Consider the following 18,019-nt stretch of genomic DNA (forward strand, 5'->3'; position numbering starts at 1 on the left):
CTCAGGCGCCGCCTGCCTCGCCGTCGGCGGAGCAGGCCTGTGCGCGCAGCAACAGCAGCTTGCGTTCGCGCGCGTTGCGGGTGAGGCCCGCCGCCCGCTTGAATTCCTCGCCGGCCTCGGCGCGTCGCCCGAGCTTGGCGAGCAGGTCGCCTCGCACGCTCGGCAGCAGGTGGTAGCCGCGCAGCTGCGGTTCCGCCCGCAGGGCATCGACGAGCTCGAGGCCGGCCGCCGGTCCGAAGGCCATCGACAGCGCGACCGCCCGGTTCAGCTCGACGATCGGCGAGGGCGAAAGCTGGGCCAGCGCCTCGTAGAGTGCGGCGATGCGGGGYCAGTCGGTCTGCGCTGCGGTCGTTGCATGCGCGTGGCAGGCGGCGATCGCGGCCTGCAGGGCGTAGGGACCGAGCGCGCCGCCGAGCTTCTCGGCCCGCGCCAGCGCGGCGAGGCCGCGGCGGATCAGCAAGCTGTCCCAGCGCGCACGGTTCTGGTCGAGCAGCAGCACCGGCTCGCCATCGGCGTCGACGCGGGCAGCCGCGCGCGAGGCCTGGATCTCCATCAGCGCCACCAGGCCATGGACTTCCGGCTCGTCCGCGACCAGCTCGGCCAGGATGCGCCCGAGCCGCAAGGCTTCGTCGCACAGCGCGGGCCGCATCCAGTCCTCGCCGGCGGTGGCCGAGTAGCCCTCGTTGAACACGAGGTAGATGACCTCGAGCACCGACGACAGGCGGGCGCCGAGTTCCTGTGCGCGCGGCGCCTCGAAGGGCACGCGGGCGGCGGCCAGCGTTCGCTTGGCGCGCACGATGCGCTGCGCGATCGTGGCCTCGGGCACCAGGAAGGAGCGCGCGATCTCGTCGGTGGTGAGTCCGCCCAGCAGGCGCAGTGTCAGTGCGACGCGAGCATCGGGCGACAACACCGGATGGCAGGCCGTGAACACCAGCCGCAGCAGGTCGTCGCCGACCTCGTCGTCGAGTGCGGCGTCCACTGCTTCGGCGAAGTCGTCGGCTGCGAACGCATGCCGGGCATCGAGTTCGCGGCCGATCTCGCCTTCCTTGCCGGCATGCAGCGTGCGCTTGCGCAGCAGGTCGATGGCACGGTGCTTCGCGGCCGCCATCAGCCAGGCCGCCGGATTGTCCGGAATGCCTTCGCGCGGCCACTGCTCGAGGGCGGCGAGCAGGGCATCCTGCGCCAGCTCCTCGGCCACGCCGACATCGCGCACCCGGCGCGCCAGGGCGCCGATGATGCGGGCCGACTCGATGCGCCAGACCGCGTTGACCGTGCGATAGGTCTCGGCCGAGTCCACGTTCGGGCGTGTCAGGGCTGCTGCTTGGCGCGGGCCTCGTCGAAGACCCRCTTTTCCTGCTCGCGCAGCTCGGGCGTGAATTCGGCGCCGAAGTCTTCCATCTCGAACACCTGGCGCAGCTCGAGCTCGGCACCGTCGTCGAAGGGGGCGCGTCGCAGCCATTCGAGCGCTTCTTCCTTGGAGCGCACCTGCCAGAGCCAGAAGCCCGCGATCAGCTCCTTGGTCTCGCTGAACGGGCCGTCGATGACGGTCCGCTCCTTGCCGGAAAAACGCATGCGGGCGCCCTTCGAACTCGGGTGCAGGCCTTCGCCCGCGAGCAGCACGCCGGCCTTGACCAGCGCCTCGTTGTAGTTGCCCATGTCGGTCAGCAGCTGCTGGCTCGGCATCACGCCGGCCTCCGATTCCTTGCTGGCCTTGACGATCACCATGAATCGCATGTTCTTGCTCCTTCGGTTTCGAGGCCGGCGGCAGTCGGGGATCGACCGCACAGTTCCGGGGCTCTGAATGGACGTCGAAGCAGCAGGCGCGAAATCGACAGCCAGCTGGCCATCGACTTGTAAAAGAATGCTTCTCGCGTCAGCTGCCGGCGTAGTCTTCCGTGGGGACGCAACTGCAGAACAGGTTGCGGTCGCCGTAGACGTTGTCGACCCGGCCGATCGGCGGCCAGTACTTGGCCTGCCGCAGGCTGGTCAGCGGGAAGGCGCCGAGCTCGCGCGAGTAGGGCCGGGTCCATTCGGTGCCGAGCAGGCTGGCCGCGGTGTGCGGCGCGTTCTTCAGCGGGTTGTCGTCCTTCGGCCAGATGCCTTCCTCGATGCGGCGGATCTCGCCGCGGATCGCGATCATCGCCTCGATGAAGCGGTCGAGTTCGGCCAGCGGCTCGCTCTCGGTCGGCTCGACCATCAGCGTGCCGGGCACCGGGAAGCTCAGCGTCGGCGCATGGAAGCCGTAGTCGATCAGCCGCTTGGCGACGTCCTCGGCGCTGACGCCGCTGGCGTCCTTGAACGGGCGCAGGTCGAGGATGCACTCGTGTGCCACGTGGCCGTTGGGGCTTGCGTACAGCGTCGGGTAGTGGTCCTTGAGCCGCGCGCTGATGTAGTTGGCGCTGAGGATCGCGGTCTCGGTCGCGGCCTGCAGCCCCTTGGCGCCCATCATCCGGCAGTACATCCAGCTGATCGGCAGCACCGCCGCGTTGCCCAGCGGCGCCGCCGACACCGCGCCCACCGCGCCGTTCGACGGCAAGCCGCCGGTCGCGTGTCCCGGCAGGTAGGGCACCAGGTCTTCCACCACGCACACCGGGCCGACGCCGGGGCCGCCGCCGCCGTGCGGAATGCAGAAGGTCTTGTGCAGGTTCAGGTGGCTGACGTCGCCGCCGAACTCGCCCGGCGCCGCCACGCCGACCAGCGCGTTCATGTTGGCGCCGTCGACGTAGACCCGGCCGCCGTGCGCGTGCACGATCTCGCAGAGCTCCTTGACGCGGGTCTCGAACACGCCGTGGGTGCTGGGGTAGGTGATCATCACCGCGGCGAGCGTGGCGCTGTGCTTCTCGCAGGCGCGCTGCAGGTCGTCGATGTCGACGTTGCCGTCGGCGTCGCAGGCGGTCACCACCACCTTCATGCCGACCATCTGGGCGCTGGCCGGATTGGTGCCGTGCGCCGACGAGGGGATCAGGCAGACGTTGCGGTGCGTGTCGCCCCTGGCTTCATGGAAGGCCTTGATGGCGAGCAGGCCCGCGTACTCGCCCTGCGAGCCGGCGTTGGGTTGCAGGCTGATGCCCGCGTAGCCGGTGGCTTCGCAGAGCCAGGCGCGCAGCTGGGCGTCGAGCTGTGCGTAGCCATGCAACTGGTCGGCCGGTGCGAAGGGGTGGATGTTCGCGAACTCGGGCCAGGTGATCGGGATCATCTCGCTGGTCGCGTTGAGCTTCATGGTGCAGCTGCCGAGCGGGATCATGCTGCGATCGAGCGCGAGGTCCTTGTCGCTCAGGCTGCGGATGTAGCGCAGCATCGCGGTCTCGCTCTTGTGGGTGTTGAACACCGGGTGCGTGAGGAAAGCGCTGCTGCGGCGCAGGTCCTCGGGAAGGCGCAGCTGCGCCGTGGCGGCGATGGCGTCGAAGTCGGGTCCCCGCGTGCCGGCCGTTGCGAACAGTCTCCACAGCATCTCGACGTCGGCCCGGGTGGTGGTCTCGTCGAGCGAGAGGCCCAGGTGATGCTGCAGCCGATGGCGCAGGTTGACGCCGGCAGCCAGGGCCCGTTCGTGGATGGCCTGGGTGTCCTCGCCGGTTTGGATCGTGAGCGAATCGAAGGCCGTGCCGTTGACCAGCTCGCGGCCCATCTGTTCGAGGCCCTGGGCCAGCACCGCCGTCAGCAGGGCGACGCGCTGCGCGATGCGGCGCAGACCCTCGGGCCCGTGGTAGACCGCGTACATGCTGGCGACCACCGCCGGCAGCACCTGCGCGGTGCAGATGTTGGAGGTGGCCTTCTCGCGCCGGATGTGCTGCTCGCGCGTCTGCAGCGCGAGCCGGTAGGCCGGCTGGCCGTGGGTGTCGACGCTGACGCCGACCAGTCGGCCGGGCAGCGAGCGCTTGAACTCGTCGCGGCAAGCCAGGTAGGCCGCATGCGGGCCGCCGTTGCACATCGGCATGCCGAAGCGCTGGGTGGTGCCGCAGACGATGTCGGCATCCCACTCGCCGGGCGGTGCCAGCAGCGTCAAGGCCAGCAGATCGGCTGCCACGCAGAAGGCGGCTTCGCACTGGTGTGCATAGCCGGCGAGCGGACGCAGGTCGTGCACCTGGCCGGTGGTGGCGGGGTACTGTGCGAGCGCGCCGAAGAAGCCGCCGCTGGCCATCAGATGCGGCAGGGTCTCGGACGCGGTGCTGACCTTGACCTCGATGCCCAGCGGCGCGGCGCGCGTGCGGATCACCTCGATGGTCTGCGGATGGCAGTCGCCCGAGACCAGGAACACGTTGCTCTTGCTCTTGACGCTGCGCCGGGCCAGCGTCATTGCCTCGGCGGCCGCGGTGGCCTCGTCGAGCATCGAGGCGTTGGCGATCGCCATGCCGGTGAGGTCGCAGACCATGGTCTGGAAATTGACCAGCGCCTCCATGCGGCCCTGCGAGATCTCGGCCTGGTAGGGCGTGTAGGCGGTGTACCAGGCCGGATTCTCGAGCACGTTGCGCAGGATCACGCCGGGCGTGTGGGTGCCGTAGTAGCCCTGGCCGATGAAGCTCCTGGCCACCTTGTTCTTCGCCGCGATCGCCTTCAGCTCGGCCAGCGCGTCGGCCTCGGTGATCGGCGCCGGCAGCCGCATCGGGCGGCTGCGGCGGATTGCCGGCGGCACGATGCCGTCGATCAGTTCGGCGCGTGTGGTCGAACCGACCGCAGCGAGCATGGTCTGCTCGTCGTCGGCTTCGATGCCGATGTGGCGGGCGATGAATTCCTCGGCGTTCTGGAGGTCGCGCAGCGAGAGGTGGGAAGGCACGGGAGTCGGCATGGAGGGCTCGGGTGATGGTGCGGGAATCAGCTTTCGGCGGAGAACTTCTCGTAGGCGGTCCCGTCGAGCAGCGCCTCGAGCTGGGTCGGGTCGCTCATGCGCACCTTGAAGAACCAGCCCGCATCCATCGGCGCGCTGTTGGCCAGCGAGGGGTCGGCGCGCAGCGCCTCGTTGACCTCGGTGATTTCGCCCGAGACCGGCATGAAGACGTCGGCCGCGGCCTTGACCGATTCGACGACACCGGCGACGTCGCCCTGCGCGAAGCCCTTGCCGACTTCGGGCAGGTCGACGAAGACCACGTCGCCGAGCGCATCCTGCGCGTGCACCGTGATGCCGACGGTGACCAGCGCCGCGTCGGCTTCGGGGCGCACCCACTCGTGGTCCTTGGTGTACTTGAGGGTCATGGGAAGAACTCCTTGAAGAAAGGCTGGCTTGGAAAAATCGGGTGAGGGACTGTCAGCCCCGGTGGTAGCGGGCCGGCACGAAGGGCATCGTGCTGACTTCCATCGGCACCGGCTTGCCGCGCACCATGGCCTGGATCCGCGTGCCGGGCTCGGCATAGGCGAGCGCGACATAGCCCATCGCGATCGGCCGGTCGACGCTGGGGCCGAGCAGGCCGCTGGTGACCTGGCCGATGGCCAAGCCCTCGAAGGACTCGAGCACGGTGCCGTCGCGCACCGGCACGCGCTCCAGCGCCACCAGGCCGACGCGCTTGCGCTTCAGTGTCTCGTGGTCGAGATGGCCGGCCGTTCCATTGGCGGCGATGAGCTGCGCCAGCACCCGGGCCGCACCCGGGAAGCCGCCTTCGCGCGCTCCGCCGCTGCGCCGGACCTTCTGGATCGCCCAGCCCAGCGCGGCCTCGACCGGCGTGGTGCTTTCGTCGATGTCGCTGCCGTAGAGGCACAGGCCGGCCTCGAGCCGCAGCGAATTGCGCGCGCCCAGGCCGATCGGCTTGACCTCGGGCTGGGCCAGCAGCAGGCGGGCCAGCGCTTCGGCGTCCTTGGCGGCGACCGAGATCTCGAATCCGTCTTCGCCGGTGTAGCCGCTGCGCGTGACGAAGGCCGTGATGCTGCCGATCTGCACCGCGCCGCCGGTCATGAAGACGAAGCGCTCGACGCCGGGCGACAACCTGGCCAGCGTGGCCGCGGCCTGCGGGCCCTGGAGCGCGAGCAGGGCGTGGTCGGGCATCGGCAGCACCTGGCAGCGCTGGCCGATCCGGGCCTGGATGTGGGCGATGTCGGCCTGCTTGCAGGCGCCGTTGACGATCACGAACAGTGAATCGTTGCCTTCGTTGAAGAACATCAGGTCGTCGAGGATGCCGCCCTGTTCGTTCAGCAGCAGCCCGTAGCGCTGCTTGCCGGGCGCCAGCCCGATGACGTCGACCGGCATCAGGCTTTCGAAGGCGGCGGCGGCATCGGGCCCGGCCAGGCGCAGCTGTCCCATGTGGGAGATGTCGAACRGGCCCGCGGCCTCGCGCGTGTGCTTGTGCTCGGCCATCAGGCCGGTGGGATATTGCACCGGCATCGAATAGCCGGCAAAGGGCACCATGCGGGCGCCGAGCGCCAGGTGCAGGCCGTGGAGCGGGGTCTTCAGCAGATCGTCGGATGCGGCAGCCAAGGGCGGTTCTCCAAAAGGGGCAGTGCTTGTTCCATGGCGAGAAGCCATGGGCCACCCCTGCTGTCCGCTTTACCTGAGAGATTCGCCCCACGATCGGGGTTTGCTCCTTCGGTGGGCGGTGCGACGCGACTTTCGCGACCAACCGCCTCTCTCCAGCAAGGAAACGCCCTGAATTGGGGCGTCTTGTCAGTCCTTTTGCCTGAGCGTTCGGGCCCTTGGTTCGGGGGACCTGCGCCTTCGGCGGCCCCACCGCGGCGGGACGCTCTCCTGACCGTTGGAGTGTAAGGGAATCGGCGGGCCGCCGGCCGGCGACTTCAATGCACCGGCGACGCGGGGAGCAGTTTGTCGATGCGCTCGCGGATCGCCTCGGCGCGCGCGACGCCCGCCATCTTCTCGATCTCGTCGAGCATGGTGCTGGCGGTGGCCAGCATCGAGGTCCGGTCGCGCGCCGCCCGCAGCGCCTCGCGCAGGCGTTCGGCGAGCACCGGATCGCGGCGCACGAACATGCGCTCGCAGAGGTCGAACAGGAACATGCGCGTGGTGGCCATCGAGGGCTTGCCGTCGAAGGCGTCCGCCGCGACCGGCGCATCGTCGATCGGGCGGTCGCGGAGGTAGCCCTCCTGCACCAGGTGGCGCGCCACCCGGCCGGCTTCTTCGCGGCCGCCGAACAGCGCCCCGAAATCTGTCAAGGAGCGCTGGCCGTCGGCCATCAGCAGCAGGGCGCGCTCGCGCTGGCCCAGCGTGCGGCGGCCGGGCTGGAGCTCCAGGCGCGCTTTGTCGGTCTTGGTGAGGAACATGGATTGCGGTGGCGATCGGTAGACGAGCGCCGCAGCATGGAGCCCCCGCGTGACGGTTTGATGAAACCGCCCGCCCAGCCGCTATTTCGCGTAGACCAGATCACGCAACCCGAGCGAGATGCCGGGCACGTAGGTGACCACCATCAGGCAGGCCAGGATCACCAGCACGAACGGGATGAGGTACGGCACGATGCGGTCGAGCGAGATGCGTGCCACCGTGCAGGCCGCGAACAGGTTGACGCCGAAGGGCGGCGTGATCATGCCGAGCGCCAGGTTCACCACCATGACCAGCCCGAAGTGCACCGGATCGATGCCGAAGTGCTGCGCCACCGGCGCCAGGATCGGCGCCAGCACGATGATCGCCGCGCTGGTCTCGATGAACATGCCGATCACGAACAGGGCCGCATTGACGCCGAGCAGAAACATTGCCGGCGACTGCAGCACCTCCTGCAGCCAGCGGCCGATCGCGTCGGGCACGCCGGCGCGCGTGATCAGGAAGGCGAACAGGCCGGCGTTGGCGATGATGAACATGATCACCGACGAGGACACCACCGACTTGCGCAGCACCGCATAGAGTTCGGCCGGCCTGATCTCGCGGTAGATCAGCGTGCCGACGATCAGCGCGTAGAGCACCGCCACCGCCGACGCCTCGGTGGGCGTGAAGATGCCGCCGTAGATGCCGCCCAGGATGATCACCGGCATCAGCAGCGCCCAGCCGGCGCGCCAGGTCGCGGTGCCGACGCCGAGCCGGCCGTCGCCGTCGTTCTTGCCCAGTCCCTTGAACTTGCAATAGACGTAGACGAAGGCCATCAGCGCCAGGCTGATCAGGATGCCCGGGCCGAAGCCGGCGATGAACAGCTCGCCGATCGAGACCTCGGCGCTGACGCCGTACAGGATCATCGGGATCGAGGGCGGGATGATGACGCCGAGTTCGGCGCTGGTGGCCTGCAGCGCGGCCGCGTAGCCGACCGGGTAGCCGTGCTTGATCAGCGCCGGGATCAGGATCGCGCCGATCGCGAAGGTGGTCGCCACCGAAGAGCCCGACACCGCCGCGAAGATCATGCAGGTCAGCACGCAGGTCATCGGCAGGCCGCCCTGCACGCCGCCCACCAGGCTCTTGGCGAAGTCGACCAGCCGGCGCGAGATGCCGCCGGTCTCCATCAGGTTGCCGGCCAGGATGAAGAAAGGAATGGCGGCGAGCGGAAACTTGTTGATCGCGTTGAACATCTCCTTGACGGAAATCAGCATGTTCGCGTTGGAGGCCTGGATGCCGAGCACCGAGGCCAGGCCGATCGAGACGGCGACGGAGATGGTGAGTGCGAAGCACACCACCATGGTCGTGATCATCACGGCGGTCATTGAGCGGTTTCCAGTTCGTTGCGCTGCGGGTCGATCAGGTTGGCGATGATGCCGATGACGCAGAACAACCCGCCCACCGGCAGCGCCGCGTAGGCCCAGAACATCGAGACCGATTCGAGCCCGGCCATCGACTGCACGCTGCCGCGCTGCGCGTAGTCCCAGCCCCACCAGATGATGACTGCGATCAGGGTCAGCGCGGCCAGGCATACGACCCAGTCGAGCACCCGGCGGACCTTGGGCGGGCTCCAGCGGTAGAGCACGTCGACGCTGACCATCGCGCCCTGGCGGAAGGCGGTCGGGATGCCCATGAAGACCATCCAGATCAGGCTGATGCGGATCAGGATCTCGGACCATTCGGCCGGTTGTTCGAGGACGAAGCGGGTGACGATCTGGAACACGCCGAGCGAGGAGGCGACCACCAGCATGAAGCAGGCGATCGCCATCGCCAGGCCGGTGGTCCAGCGGTCGAGTGCGAGGAAGGCGGATTTCATAGGGGCATCAGGGATTCGAACGAAAAAGCGCCCGCCAGTGAGACTGAGCGGGCGCGCGCTGCCGCGAGAATGTCGCGGCCGCGGATGGCATTACTTGACGTCGCGGATCTTGTCGAGGTTGGCCTTGCCGAACTGCTTCTCGAACTCGGCGTTGACCGGTGCCAGCGCGGCGACGAACCTGGCCTTGTCGACGTTGTCGATCACAGTCATGCCCTTGGCGCGCAGATCGGAGACGCCCTTGGCATCGTCCTCGTCGACGCGAGCCCGGTTGGCCTTGATGGCTTCCTTGGCGGCGTCGAGGAAGGCCTGCTTGTCGGCGGCGCCGAGCTTGTCGAAGGCGGCCTTGTTCATCACGAAGATGCAGGGCGAGTAGACGTGGCCGGTCAGGGTGAGGTGCTTCTGCACCTGGTCGAACTTGGCCGAGATGATGACCGGCAGCGGGTTCTCCTGGCCGTCGACCGTGCCTTGCTGGAGCGCAGTGAAGACCTCGGGGAAGGCCATCGGCGTGGTGATGATGCCGAAGCCCTTGTAGGCCGCGATGTGCACCGGGTTCTCCATGGTGCGCATCTTCAGGCCCTTGAGGTCCTCGGGCGCCTTCACGTCGCGCTTGCTGTTGGTCATGTGGCGGAAGCCGTTCTCGCCCCAGCCCAGCGCCTTGAATCCCTTGGCGTCGAACTTGACCAGCATGTCCTGCCCGATCGGGCCGTCCAGCACGGCGCGGGCGTGTGCCTTGTCGCGGAACAGGAAGGGGACGTCGAGGATCTTGGTCTCGGGCACGAAGTTCGGCACCGGGCCGGTCGAAGAGAAGGCGAGTTCCTGGGTGCCGAGCTGCACGGCCTCGATCGATTCGCGCTCGCCGCCGAGCGAGCCGTTGTAGAAGGTCTCGACCTTGTAGCGGCCGTTGGTGCGCGTCGCGACTTCCTTCGCGAAGGTGTCGATGGCGACCCCCTGGTGCGAGTTCTGCGAGGTCGAGATGCTGATCTTCATCGTCGTCTGCGCAAGGGCCGCGCTCGCGATGCCAAAGCCGAGGATCAGGCCTGCGGCCAGTTGGCTCAATTTCATGGGGATGTCTCCAGAATGGGAAAGAGTGCGGGCCCGGGCCCGCAAGGCAGCCTGCGACTATGCCGCAATAGCAAGGTTCACCTCGTCGGGATTTTCACGGACGTAGTCGCGCTCCTTTTTGAGGCCGAGTCTAGGCGCTGGGCGGCAGTTGCCCGCGGCGGCGGCGCATCAGGTGTTCGAGAGCCTCGAACAGCGCCTCGCTCAGCAGTGCCAGCGCCGCGGCGGGCACGGCGCCGGCGACCAGCAGCGCGCGGTCGTTGAGCGCGAGCCCRGTCACGATGCGTTCCCCGAAGCCTCCAGCGCCGATGAAGGCGGCGATGGTGGCGGTGCCGATCGCGATGGTGGTCGCGGTGCGCACGCCGGCCAGCAGCGTGGGCAGCGCCAGCGGCAGCAGCACCACGTGCAGGTTCTGGCCGCCGGTCATGCCGAGCGCGGTGCCGGCCTCGCGCAGGCCGGCGGGCACTTCGGCCAGCCCGGTCACGGTGTTGCGCATGATCGGCAGCAGCGAATACAGCGTCAGCGCGATCAGCGCCGGCAGCGTGCCGATCGCGCCCAGCAGCGAAATCAGCACGGCCAGCAGCGCCAGCGACGGGATGGTCTGCAGCAGACCGGTCAGGCCCAGCACCAGGGCGCGCAGCCGCACATGCGCGAACACCGCGATCCCGAGCGGCACGGCGATGAGGATCGCGACGCCGACCGAGATCGCGACCAGCAGCAGGTGCTGGCGCGCCAGCCGGCCGAGGTCGGGGCCGAACAGCTTGGCCCTGAAGCCGCGGGCGGCGTTGTCGGGCGTGAGGGCGGCCGGCGAACCCGGCTGCTTCGTCGCCAGGAAGTCGCGCGCAATGACGTCGAAGGCCACGCCTTGCAGTTCGGCGCGCGCGTTCATCGCGATCATCGCGCGTTCGTCGATGCGGCCCTCGAGCGGCTGCAGGGCGGCCCAGGCGGCGGGCAGCCGCGCCGGCAGGTCGAGCCGGTACAGCAGCACGGCGTCGTAGCGCGGGAAGTAGCCCTTGTCGTCCGCGAGCACGCGCAGGCCCAGGTGGTCGATCTTGGCGTCGGTGGTGTAGATGTCGATGACGTCGACCTGCTTGGCGGCGATGGCTTCGTAGGCCAGGCCGTGGTCCAGTCCGGTCGGCGTCTGGCTGAAGCCGTAGCGCGCCGCCAGGCCCTGCCAGCCGTCGGCGCGGCCGATGAACTCGTTCGAGAGGCCGAAGCGGAGTTCGCGCTGGCCGGCCAGATCGCTCAGGGTACGAACGCCGAGCCGGTCGGCGTCGGCGGCGCGCATGGCGAGCGCATAGCCGTCGTTGAATCCGAGCGGCACGGCCACGCCGAGCCCGAGCGGCCGCAGGGCGGCGTTCATGGCTTCGCGCGTCATCGAGGGTTGGCCCTTGAGGATCTCCAGCGCGATGGTTCCGGTGTACTCGGCGTAGAGGTCGATCCCGCCGGAGCGCAGGGCCTCGTAGACGATGGCCGTGTTGCCGAGCCCCTGCCGCACCACCGGCGCAACCGCGGTCCGGGGCGCAGCGGTCTGGGCCAGCACCTCGGCCAGGATGTAGGACTCGGTGAAGCGCTTGGAGCCGATGCGCAGCGCCTGCTCCTGGGCGGTCGCGGCCACGGCGGCGCCCAGCAGCAGGATGAAGGCCAGGACAGCGAGCCCGGTGCGGCGCAGCAGTTGCATCGCGGCCAGTGTATCGGCGCCAGGCCCGGCCGCGTCCTCATGTTGGGTGAAGATTCCCTTTCTCCTACAACCGATCGTGCGTGCCGCTGATGTGGCGCCGCTCGGCCGCACTGCACAGTCCGAACGTGCTGATCAACTACATCCGTCGCGGTCAAGGCAAGCCCCTGCTCCTGGTGCACGGGCTGGGCAGCAGTTGGCGGACCTGGCAGACCATCCTCGACCCGCTGGCTGCCGAGCGCGCCGTGGTCGCGCTCGACCTGCCGGGCTTCGGCAAGAGTCCGCCACTGGAAGGCGAGGTGTCGATGCGCACGCTGGCGACCGCCGTGGCCCGCTTCCTCGGCGAGCACGACCTGCTGGGTGTCGATGCGGTCGGCAGTTCGTTCGGAGCGCGCCTGGTGCTCGAGCTGGCGCGCCGCGGCGGAGTGCTGGGCACGGTCGTTTTGCTCGGACCGAGCGGGTTCTGGGCCGGCTGGGAGCGCATGGCGTACCAGGCCTCGCTGTGGCTCTCCATGCGGCTGGCGCGAGGCCTCGCATTCGCCATGCCCGCGTTGGCTGCCCACGAATGGTCGCGCATGCTGTTGCTGGCCCGGTTCTCGTCCCAGGCGCGTCGGCTGCCGCCGGCGCTGGTGCTGGAGGAGATGCACAGCTTCGCGTCCGCCCCGTCCCTCAGTCTCATGCTGAGGGATTTCGTGCGCGGATCGCCGCTCGAGGGCTCCGCCGCCRGGACGCTCGGGAAGCCGGTAGTGATCGGCTGGGGCCGGCTCGACAGGATCTGCCTTCCGAGCCAGGCGGCACGCGCGCAACAGCTGTTTCCCGATGCGCGCCTGCATTGGTTCGAGCGCTGCGGCCACTATCCCCACTGGGACCAGCCCGAAGAGACCGCCCGGCTGATCCTCGACGCCACGGCCGATTGAAGGATCCCACCCCGAATGAAAAAGAACGACGAACCCGCATCGGATCGGCCGCCCGCCGAGGGCCCCGCCGCGCATGGCGCCCGCGAACTGCCCGCCGTGACGGTCGAGGGCTACAGCCTCCAGTTGCGCGACAAGGACGGCTTCATCGGCGACCAGGCCAGCCAGACCGCCTTCAGGCAATTGCTGGAGCGCTGGCGGCAGCGCCGTCGCCGAAAGGGCAAGGACCCGCTGGGCGGCGTGCATTCCAAGGACCTCAGCAAGAGCGAACTCGACGCGGCACTGGGCGAAACCAAGAGTTCCGAGGCCGCGGACGTGGTTGACGGCGTGATCGAGCAGTTCGCCGAGGAACTGGCCTGGGTGATCGACCGCTTCCTGCGCCAGCCGTCGTGGCATGGCGTGCAGCGGATCGTGATCGGCGGCGGCTTCCCGGGCAGCGACGTGGGCGAGCGCGCGGTGCTGCAGGCGGCAGCGATCCTGCAGGACATGAATGTTTCCGTGCAGCTGGCCCGTATCTGCCACGAGCCGGACGACGGCGGCCTGCTGGGATGGGTGCATCTGGTGCCGCCGCCGATGCTGAAAGGCCACGACGCGATCCTCGCGCTCGACATCGGCGGCACCAACGTACGCTGCGGCATCGTCAAGCTGCGCAAGAAGCGCGCAGCCGACCTGTCGAAGGCCAAGGTGGTGCGGCGCGAGAAGTGGCGCCATGCGGACGACAGCCCGAGCCGCAAGGCGCTGATCGACCGCTTGGCCGAAATACTCGGGGCCCAGATCGGCTATTGCAAGCGGCAGGGCATCCGGCTCGCGCCCTTCATCGGCATCGCCTGCCCCGGACTCGTTCGCAAGGACGGATCCATCTCGCGCGGCGCGCAGAACCTGCCCGGCGATTGGGAAAGCGACAACTTCCACCTCCCCACCGAGCTGTGCAAGCGGCTGCCGACCATCGGCGGCGAGCCGACGGTCGCGTTGCTGCACAACGATGCGGTGGTGCAGGGCCTGAGCGAACTGCCGTTCATGCAGGATGTGAAGCGCTGGGCGGTGCTGACCATCGGCACCGGACTGGGCAACGCCAGCTACACCAACAAGCAGAAGTAGGCCGGCCGGTCAGGCGAGTTCCCGGCCGAAGAAACGCAGCGTGCGATCCCATGCGAGCCGGGCCCACACGGCGTCGTATTGCGTGATGGGGATCCGGCCCGGGCCCTGCGCGGTTTCGTTGGCGAAGGCGTGATGCGCCTGGTAGCGGTGCCCTTCATAGCGCACGCCCGCCGCGCGCAGCTTCTCTTCGAGGGCATCGACCCCCGCGATGGCGAACGCCGCGTCCTGCGTGGCCCAATGTGCCATCAACGGCACGCTGATCTTCGAGGCATCGACAAACTCCAGCGGCGGATAGCCATACCAGATGACGGCGGCATCGGCCTCGGACGCCATCGTCGATGCCAGCAAGGTCAGCGCGCCGCCCATGCAGTAGCCGGTGACGCCCACCTTGCCGCCGCGCGCCTTCAGATACTGCAGCGCGCCGCGCACGTCCTGCGAGGCGGCTTCGGCGAAGTTCAGCCCGCTCATCAGATGGTGGGCTTCCTCGGCCTCGACGGTCTTCTTTCCGCGATAGAGATCGGGCACCAGCGCGGTGAAGCCGGCTTGAGCGAGACGCTCGGCGACGCCGAGGATCTGGTCGTTCAGCCCCCACCATTCCTGGATCACGACCACCGATCCGAAGGCCTTCTCGGCCTCGGCCAGATAGCCCTGCACGGCGCCGCCATCCGGGCGCTTGAATTCGATCATGGTTCCCATGAAGCTCTCCTGATGTTGGGGTCAAGACAGGGAGTATCGGACATGGGGCGGCGGCCTGCTCGGCTGGGTGCACCTCGTGCGAGCCGACCGTGGTGCTGATGCACAACGACGCCGTGGTACAGGGGCTGAGCGAGCTGCCCTTCATGCAGGACGTGAAGCGCTGGGCGGTGCTGACCATCGGGACCGGGCTGGGCAATGCGAGCTAAACAAGCAGGCTCCGCTCGAAGGCTTGAGGCGTCCGGGGGCAGGCGTCGTGACAGTTGTTGACAAAGCGGCGCGGCGGCTTGCGCGGGGGCGGCATAATTCGCGCCGCGCAAGTCTCCAATGTCTGTCAATGACAGAGGCGTGCGTTCGAGCTTAGGGAGTTCTTCATGCAGGCACTGTCACGCACGCTGTCGATCGCAGCGTGGCCATCTCTTGTCCGTCGATTTCATCGAGCGCCCGCGCGCGGCGCATCGGAACTCGCAAGCCCGTCTTCCGCGGCATCGCCTCCGCGGCGATGACGTAGGTCCGAAGGCGGCGTGATCGCGGTCTTCGCGGGCCGCACACCTCCTCCAGCAATTCTCTCGTTCGGTGGTCAGCAACCACTGCCTGCGCACGCTCGACTTGGATCCGGAAACCATGAGTACCACCCCTCCGCCAGAACGCATCGCCTACCCCATGCCGCAGCCCGATGGCACGCTGTGCTGCGGATGGCACCTCACGGACAAGTCGCTGACCGATCTTGTCGTGCTTCAGGTGAGCGTGGTCAATACGCTGCCCATCGTGTTCGTGCCGGGGATCATGGGTAGCAATTTGCGGTCCAAGGATGGGCAGACCTCAGTGTGGGAGTTGGACACTGTCGCTGGTTTAGCTGAAGTAGAACTTGCCGCTCAGAAGGCGTTCGAACGCGCAGGCGAGCGCCAGAAGACTTTGCATCCCGATCGAACGGTGGTCGATACCCGCGGCAACGTGCCTTCCCGACCCTGCGGATCCGTGCAAAAGGTCGAGCAGTACATAGAGCGCGGCTGGGGCGAAGTAGGTGAACGCAGCTATCACGGCTTTCTGCTGAAACTCGAGGAAGTATTCAATGGATTTCGCTCCGGCCAGGCCCTGACCGCGGTCGAAGCGCAGGTGGCGGCCCTCATGGCGGTGCGCTCGGGCGAAGATTCGGCATGGCGGGCGCAGAAGGAATTCAACCCGAGCGATCCCTCCGACATCGCCGCCCTGCGCAACTGGTACATGCCCGTCTACGCCTGCGGCTACAACTGGCTGGACGACAACGCCAATGCCGCCTTGCGCCTCCAGGGCCGTATCGAGCAGGTGATCGCACAGAACAACGGGCCGTGGTCGCGCTGCGAGCAGGTGATCCTGATCACGCACAGCATGGGCGGACTGGTCGCCCGAGCCTGCCAGCAACTGTCCGGCATGCAAGAGAAGATCGCCGGCATCGTGCACGGCGTGATGCCGGCCAACGGCGCGCCCGTGGCCTACCGGCGCTGCAAGGTCGGCATGATCGAGGAGGATCCTGTTGCAGCGCGCGTGATCGGCACGACGGGCCCGGAAGTGACCGCGGTGTTCGCGCAGGCGCCCGGCGCGCTGCAACTGCTGCCCACCCAACGCTATGGCCCCTGGCTGGAACTGCGCGACGCCGACGGCAAGACCGTCAGGAAGGCGTTGCCCGGGTCGAATCCCTACGGCGAGATCTACAAGCTGCGCGACCCTTGGTGGGCGCTGGTCAAGGAAGAGTGGTTGTCGCCAGAGGGTGGAGAGCCGATCACCTGGGCAGACTATCTAGAGTTTCTCGGACTCGCCGAAGACTTTCATATGCGAGTCACTGAACGCACATATCACCCGAACACCTACGCCTTCTACGGTGCTGACTCAAAGGGGAAGACAAAGAGCTTCGAACGCATCGTGTGGCAGATGAAGCATTTTCCCGGTCGGGCCGGAGGCGTGGATGTGCGCCCATCAGAACAGACGTTGCCCGGCGGCGTCGATGTCTACGACATGAGATCGGCTCAAATCGAAATGGACGGCGTCAACCCGGAAATCGTCAGAGCGAATCGGCCGGTCGGGAGCATGTCCACTGCCACCGCCCCGACGCCGAAGCCGCAGTGGTTGCTGTACGCCGATTTGCAGGATGGAACGGGGGATGGCACGGTCCCGGCTTCATCAGGCAGGGCGCCGGCCGACTGCGAGGCGGTGCGGCAGGTGTTCCGGCTCAGCGGCGTCGAGCACGAAGGCGCGTTTCGCGCGAGTGCGACAGCGCAACAGGTGACCGTGTATGCGATCAGCAAGATCGCTTTGGAAGCTCGGGTCCCGAAAGATACGCCCTCCGTCCTCAAGGCGACGATGCGGTGAACGCCAACGCTTTCGGCTGGCTGCGCCGCCACTACAGTCATCGCCGCCTGGTGCTGTCGATGCTTGTGCTCGCTGTTGCCGCTGCGCTGCTGCGCGGCTGGCTTCCGTTTCTCTATGCCCCTCCCTACAGCCCTGAAACCATGACGCCCCTGACGACCCAACGGACCACCCATTGCATCGGCCGCTATCTGATCGACCTGCCTTCGAACTTCGAACTGAGGACCGGAGGATGGGGCGACATCGAGCTGTACTACGGGCTCGACAAGAATTTCCAGCGGGTCTATGCGACGGTCAAGCAGGGCCGCTACACCAATGAGGAGTTCTGGGACGAGGTCAACAAGCGGCGGTTTGAATTGCAGGGCACGACAAACCTCAAGGCGAATGGGCCGATGTTGTTGCATGGCGAACAGATCGATACCTCCTCGGCACTGTTACGACGACTTCCCGCAGAAACCTCGGCAGGTTCAATCAAGTCCGAAGTGCATGTGCTTGTGGGTCAGCGCTATGTGACGTTGGAGCAAAAGTCACACAGCCAAGACGAGAACGACATCACCTACCTGAAAGCCGATCCCGGTCCCGCCGAGGCCCGTCTCAAGATGATCGCGAGCAAGCTGCTGCCGTATGAGAATGCGGCGCGCGCCAAGCCCGGTTTCTGTATGCAGGGCGTGCTGTTCGATGTCGGGCAGGACGATGAGACGGCAACATTCAATTTTCTGACAAAGGATGTGCCCGATGTCCGAGTGAAGGTCGACTATCACGCGGTCACGGGCCAACCCCGAATTGGCTTGTATGAACGGATCGATGAGGCCCAGAGGCGGTATCCCCCGCTGAAGCTCGCCACCTTCGAGTTCCGACGCGGCGATCGGCCACTGGCTGGCCTCCCCGCCGAGGAGCTGTTGAGCAAGGTCGGTCTGCGTTCGACCAGCCACAACTTCATGATCGAGCGGCGCGACAGCGCGGCGCGTACGCTGGACCGGCCTTACTTCAGCGTCATGCTGAGCACCGGCAACGAATACATGGTTCCGGTGGTCGATCCGAGCGAGCGTCCGGACAACACCGCGAAGGTCTTCTACTCGCCGCAGGACAAGGCAATGGTGCACCGCAGAGGAAATTCCAGCCTGTCCGACGAACAGGTGCTGATGCTGTGGGACGAGGTGGTCGAGTCGGTGCGAAAGCGCTAGCGG

The 18,019-nt window shown here is 67.6% G+C and carries 15 protein-coding genes, 1 pseudogene and 2 riboswitches; of the genes and pseudogenes, 5 read left to right on the top strand and 11 right to left on the bottom strand.

From position 1 onward, the window contains the following. Position 1: 1 nt before the first annotated feature. The 10 genes from AC1D2E_RS10470 to AC1D2E_RS10515 all read right to left on the bottom strand — a co-directional run bounded on the left by AC1D2E_RS10470 (position 2) and on the right by AC1D2E_RS10515 (position 11,787). Positions 2–1,297 (bottom strand): RNA polymerase sigma factor, encoded by a 1,296-nt coding sequence (locus tag AC1D2E_RS10470; RefSeq protein WP_478197342.1) that lies wholly within the window; start codon positions 1,295–1,297, stop codon positions 2–4. Positions 1,298–1,308: 11 nt separating this feature from the next. After that, positions 1,309–1,734, bottom strand: a complete 426-nt coding sequence (locus AC1D2E_RS10475; RefSeq protein ID WP_478197343.1) for a YciI family protein — start codon at positions 1,732–1,734, stop codon at positions 1,309–1,311. Between the two features lie 139 nt (positions 1,735–1,873). Beyond that, positions 1,874–4,783, bottom strand: coding sequence for an aminomethyl-transferring glycine dehydrogenase (gene gcvP, locus AC1D2E_RS10480; protein ID WP_478197344.1), 2,910 nt, complete (start codon positions 4,781–4,783; stop codon positions 1,874–1,876). A 26-nt stretch (positions 4,784–4,809) separates the two neighbouring features. Next, positions 4,810–5,187, bottom strand: coding sequence for a glycine cleavage system protein GcvH (gene gcvH, locus AC1D2E_RS10485; RefSeq protein WP_478197345.1), 378 nt, complete (start codon positions 5,185–5,187; stop codon positions 4,810–4,812). A gap of 52 nt (positions 5,188–5,239) precedes the next feature. Continuing rightward, positions 5,240–6,400, bottom strand: a complete 1,161-nt coding sequence (gene gcvT, locus AC1D2E_RS10490) for a glycine cleavage system aminomethyltransferase GcvT (protein WP_478197346.1) — start codon at positions 6,398–6,400, stop codon at positions 5,240–5,242. Positions 6,401–6,450: 50 nt separating this feature from the next. Further along, a riboswitch (glycine riboswitch) is annotated at positions 6,451–6,566 on the bottom strand. A 15-nt stretch (positions 6,567–6,581) separates the two neighbouring features. Continuing rightward, a riboswitch (glycine riboswitch) is annotated at positions 6,582–6,680 on the bottom strand. Between the two features lie 34 nt (positions 6,681–6,714). Next, positions 6,715–7,197, bottom strand: coding sequence for a hypothetical protein (locus AC1D2E_RS10495; RefSeq protein ID WP_478197347.1), 483 nt, complete (start codon positions 7,195–7,197; stop codon positions 6,715–6,717). Between the two features lie 81 nt (positions 7,198–7,278). Beyond that, positions 7,279–8,556, bottom strand: a complete 1,278-nt coding sequence (locus AC1D2E_RS10500) for a TRAP transporter large permease (protein ID WP_478197348.1) — start codon at positions 8,554–8,556, stop codon at positions 7,279–7,281. Beyond that, positions 8,553–9,047, bottom strand: a complete 495-nt coding sequence (locus AC1D2E_RS10505; RefSeq protein WP_478197349.1) for a TRAP transporter small permease — start codon at positions 9,045–9,047, stop codon at positions 8,553–8,555. Before AC1D2E_RS10505 ends, AC1D2E_RS10500 begins: the two co-directional genes overlap by 4 nt. A 90-nt stretch (positions 9,048–9,137) precedes the next feature. Further along, on the bottom strand, positions 9,138–10,109 hold the full coding sequence (locus tag AC1D2E_RS10510; protein ID WP_478197350.1) for a TRAP transporter substrate-binding protein: 972 nt from the start codon (positions 10,107–10,109) through the stop codon (positions 9,138–9,140). 130 nt (positions 10,110–10,239) lie between these two features. Continuing rightward, positions 10,240–11,787 (bottom strand): ABC transporter permease/substrate-binding protein, encoded by a 1,548-nt coding sequence (locus AC1D2E_RS10515; protein ID WP_478197351.1) that lies wholly within the window; start codon positions 11,785–11,787, stop codon positions 10,240–10,242. 89 nt (positions 11,788–11,876) lie between these two features. Between AC1D2E_RS10515 and AC1D2E_RS10520 the strand changes: the two genes are divergently transcribed. Both AC1D2E_RS10520 and AC1D2E_RS10525 read left to right on the top strand, forming a co-directional pair. Then, on the top strand, positions 11,877–12,701 hold the full coding sequence (locus tag AC1D2E_RS10520; protein ID WP_478197384.1) for an alpha/beta fold hydrolase: 825 nt from the start codon (positions 11,877–11,879) through the stop codon (positions 12,699–12,701). Positions 12,702–12,716: 15 nt separating this feature from the next. Beyond that, positions 12,717–13,796 (top strand): ROK family protein, encoded by a 1,080-nt coding sequence (locus AC1D2E_RS10525; RefSeq protein WP_478197352.1) that lies wholly within the window; start codon positions 12,717–12,719, stop codon positions 13,794–13,796. Between the two features lie 9 nt (positions 13,797–13,805). Here the strand turns inward: AC1D2E_RS10525 and AC1D2E_RS10530 are convergent, their stop codons facing one another. Continuing rightward, on the bottom strand, positions 13,806–14,483 hold the full coding sequence (locus AC1D2E_RS10530; RefSeq protein ID WP_478197385.1) for a dienelactone hydrolase family protein: 678 nt from the start codon (positions 14,481–14,483) through the stop codon (positions 13,806–13,808). Between the two features lie 95 nt (positions 14,484–14,578). Between AC1D2E_RS10530 and AC1D2E_RS10535 the strand changes: the two are divergent. From AC1D2E_RS10535 to AC1D2E_RS10545, 3 genes and pseudogenes are all read left to right on the top strand, one after another. Further along, positions 14,579–14,698: pseudogene (locus tag AC1D2E_RS10535) on the top strand (ROK family protein); the annotation flags it as partial. A gap of 367 nt (positions 14,699–15,065) precedes the next feature. Continuing rightward, on the top strand, positions 15,066–16,835 hold the full coding sequence (locus AC1D2E_RS10540) for an esterase/lipase family protein (RefSeq protein ID WP_478197353.1): 1,770 nt from the start codon (positions 15,066–15,068) through the stop codon (positions 16,833–16,835). Continuing rightward, positions 16,832–18,016, top strand: a complete 1,185-nt coding sequence (locus tag AC1D2E_RS10545; RefSeq protein ID WP_478197354.1) for a T6SS immunity protein Tli4 family protein — start codon at positions 16,832–16,834, stop codon at positions 18,014–18,016. The genes AC1D2E_RS10540 and AC1D2E_RS10545 overlap by 4 nt, the downstream gene beginning before the upstream one ends. Positions 18,017–18,019: the final 3 nt, after the last annotated feature.

It is taken from the genome of Variovorax sp. P1_H2, assembly GCF_056405295.1.